The sequence below is a fragment of the Mycobacterium sp. genome (assembly GCF_032161845.1).
In the GTDB taxonomy this organism is placed as follows: Bacteria; Actinomycetota; Actinomycetes; order Mycobacteriales; family Mycobacteriaceae; genus Mycobacterium.
The window spans coordinates 1-3057 of the sequence record NZ_JAVRQA010000256.1; the positions used below are offsets into that span (position 1 = coordinate 1).

General features: G+C 67.0%; 3 protein-coding genes. 2 read left to right on the plus strand and 1 reads right to left on the minus strand.

The annotated features are described in order from the left end of the window. Together QOD90_RS14585 and QOD90_RS14590 are read left to right on the plus strand one after the other, a co-directional pair. Positions 1 to 1281: DUF349 domain-containing protein (locus QOD90_RS14585; protein ID WP_526350866.1), on the plus strand; the 1281-nt coding region annotated here is incomplete at its 5' end. A gap of 204 nt (positions 1282 to 1485) precedes the next feature. Further along, complete coding sequence (locus QOD90_RS14590; RefSeq protein WP_526350868.1) at positions 1486 to 2643, plus strand: NAD-dependent formate dehydrogenase; 1158 nt, start codon at positions 1486 to 1488, stop codon at positions 2641 to 2643. An 88-nt stretch (positions 2644 to 2731) separates the two neighbouring features. Here QOD90_RS14590 and QOD90_RS14595 read toward each other — a convergent pair. Next, the coding region (locus QOD90_RS14595; RefSeq protein ID WP_526350870.1) for a LysR family transcriptional regulator substrate-binding protein at positions 2732 to 3057 on the minus strand (326 nt) is incomplete at its 5' end.

The following is a 3057-nucleotide window of genomic DNA, read 5'->3' on the forward strand; positions in this document are numbered from 1 at the left end:
CCCCATCCGGTACCGCAAGCGCTGGGTGGCAGCGGGCACGCCGCGCCGCCGGTGCCGCCTGCCGAGCCCCACCCGGCCCGGTGGGGCAGGGTGGACGAGGAAGGCACCGTCTACGTCACCACCGTGGACGGTGAGCGCGCCGTCGGCATCTGGCAGGCCGGGACCCCGGACGAAGGACTCATCCACTACGCGCGCCGGTTCGACGACCTGCGCACCGAGGTGGAGCTGCTCGAGACCCGACTGGCGTCCGGCGCCGGCGACCCGAAGCACGCGCTGTCCAGCGCCACCCAGATGCGCGACGGTCTCGCCGAGGCGGCCGTCGTCGGCGACCTGGCCGCCTTGGGCGCCCGGATCAACGAGGTCATCGCCCACGCCGAGAAGTCACTGGCCAGCGCGAAGCAGGAGCGCGAAGCTGCCCGCTCCGCCGCGGTGACCCGCAAACAGGCCCTCGCCGAAGAAGCCGAGAAGCTGGCCGCCGAGTCCACCCAGTGGAAGTCCGCCGGGGACAGGCTGCGCACGATCCTGGACGAGTGGAAAAGCGTCAAGGGCGTCGACCGCAAGACCGACGACGAGCTGTGGAAGCGGTTCTCCAAGGCGCGCGAGGCGTTCAATCGCCGCCGTGGTTCGCACTTCGCCGAACTCGACAAGCAGCGCGCGACGGCGAAGACCCGCAAGGAGGAGCTGATCGTCGAGGCCGAAAAACTGGCCGAATCCGACGACTGGGGCGACACCGCGGGCCGCTACAAGGACCTGATGAACGACTGGAAGGCGGCCGGTCGCGCGCCCAAGGACAGCGACGAGGCCCTCTGGCAGCGGTTCCGCGCCGCGCAGGACAAGTTCTTCGCCCGCCGCTCGTCGGCGTTCAACGAACGCGACGCCGAGTTCACCGACAACGCCGCGAAGAAGGAAGAGCTCCTGATCGACGCGGAGAAGATCGACCCGGCGATCAACCTCGAAGGCGCGAAGAACCAGCTTCGCAAGATCCAGGAACGCTGGGACGAGATCGGCAAGGTCCCGCGCGAACGCATCCGCGACCTCGACATGCGCCTCAAAACGGTGCAGGACAAGGTCAAATCCGCCGAGGACAACAAGTGGCGCCGCACCGACCCGGAGGCACTCGCCAGGGCCGCACAGTTCCACGAGCGCGTCGCGCACTTCGAGTCCCAGGCGGCCAAGGCCCGCGCCGCGGGCGACGAGCGCCGCGCGAAGAAGGCCGACGAGCAGGCCGCGCAGTGGCGTGAATGGCTCGAAGCGGCCGAGAACGCCGTCGCCGACCGCTGACCCTGGCTTCGGGCCGCACGTGAAGGGCCCCTTCCTGGCGTTTCTTGCCAGGAAGGGGCCCTTCACAGCGTCTGGACCAGCCACGATAAACGGCGGTTATGCCGGTGTCAGCGAGTTTACTTTGACCGGAGGGTTCCGGCGCGCAAAAGTGGGTTTCAGCGGGAAATGTCCCCCGAAATGAAACCCACCTTTGGGAGCCCTTCAATGGCGAAGATCGTTTGCGTCCTTTACGACGACCCCATCGACGGCCAGCCGAAAACCTACGCACGTGACGATTTGCCCACCCTTTCCCACTATCCCGGCGGCCAGACTCTGCCGACGCCGAGCGCGGTCGACTTCACCCCGGGTGAGCTGCTCGGCAGCGTGTCCGGCGAGCTGGGCCTGCGGAAATTCCTCGAGGAGCGCGGCCACACCCTCGTCGTCACCTCGGACAAGGAAGGCCCGGACTCGGTGCTCGACAAAGAGCTCGAGGACGCCGAGATCGTCATTTCCCAGCCATTCTGGCCCGCATATCTGACGCCGGAGCGAATTGCGAAGGCACCGAACCTGAAATTGGCGGTCACCGCCGGAATCGGCTCCGACCATGTCGATCTGCAGTCCGCGATCGAGCACGGGATCACCGTCGCCGAAGTGACCTATTGCAACAGCATCAGCGTCGCGGAACACGTGTCGATGATGATTCTTTCGCTCGTGCGCAACTACATCCCGTCCTACCAGCAGGTCGTCGCCGGTGGCTGGAACATCGCCGACTGCGTCGCGAGGTCATACGACCTCGAAGGCATGCACGTCGGGACGGTGGCAGCCGGCCGGATCGGCCTTGCCGTGCTGAAGCGGCTCAAGCCGTTCGACGTCCACCTGCATTACACCGACAAGCACCGCCTGCCCACCGAGGTCGAGGAAGAGTTCGGCCTGACCTTCCACGAGAGCCCGCAGGACATGGTGCCGTTCTGCGACGTCGTCACCATCAACGCGCCGCTGCACCCGGAGACCGAGAACCTTTTCGACGAGAAGCTGCTCAACACCATGAAGCGCGGCGCCTACCTCGTCAACACCGCGCGCGGCAAGATCGTCGACCGCGACGCCATCGTCCGCGCGCTCGAAAGCGGCCAGCTCGCCGGGTACGCCGGTGACGTCTGGTACCCGCAGCCCGCGCCCGCCGACCACCCGTGGCGCACCATGCCGCACCACGGCATGACCCCGCACATCTCCGGCTCGTCGCTGTCGGCACAAGCCCGCTACGCGGCCGGAACCCGCGAAATCCTCGAGTCGTGGTTCGACGGCACCCCGATCCGCGACGAGTACCTGATCGTTCAAGGCGGCCAACTGGCCGGAACCGGCGCCCACTCCTACACCGCCAAGTAACCGCGTACACAGCTTGCCCTCACCCGCGCACAACCTGCACTCACGCGCGCACAGACTGCACTCACTCCGAGTGCGGTCTGTACGCGGTTCAGGAGCCGACGTGGCCTAGGCGGAGGTGCTGGCGGAGGGTGTCGTCGAGGGCCCGGGTCATGTTGACTTGGCGGACGACTCGGATCAGCGCACGCGAAAGCATCGACTCGGGTTGCTGGTCCGGCAGCAGCAGGCCGACGCCGTGCGTGACGATCGGCTCGACGAGGGGCACGACGCGCATGTCGCCGGGCACCCGGAAAGTCTGGAGCCAGGTGTGCGGCATGATCGTCGACGTCGAGCCGTCGCGCACGTGCGCGTACAGCGTCGAAATCGAGTTCGTCTCCATCACGATCTGCGGGCTGCAGTCGAGCGAAGCGAACACTT

Excerpts from the sequence above, each read along its gene's own strand:
- QOD90_RS14590 (WP_526350868.1), top strand. The coding sequence starts at position 1,486 with ATGGCGAAGATCGTTTGCGTCCTTTACGACGACCCCATCGACGGCCAG.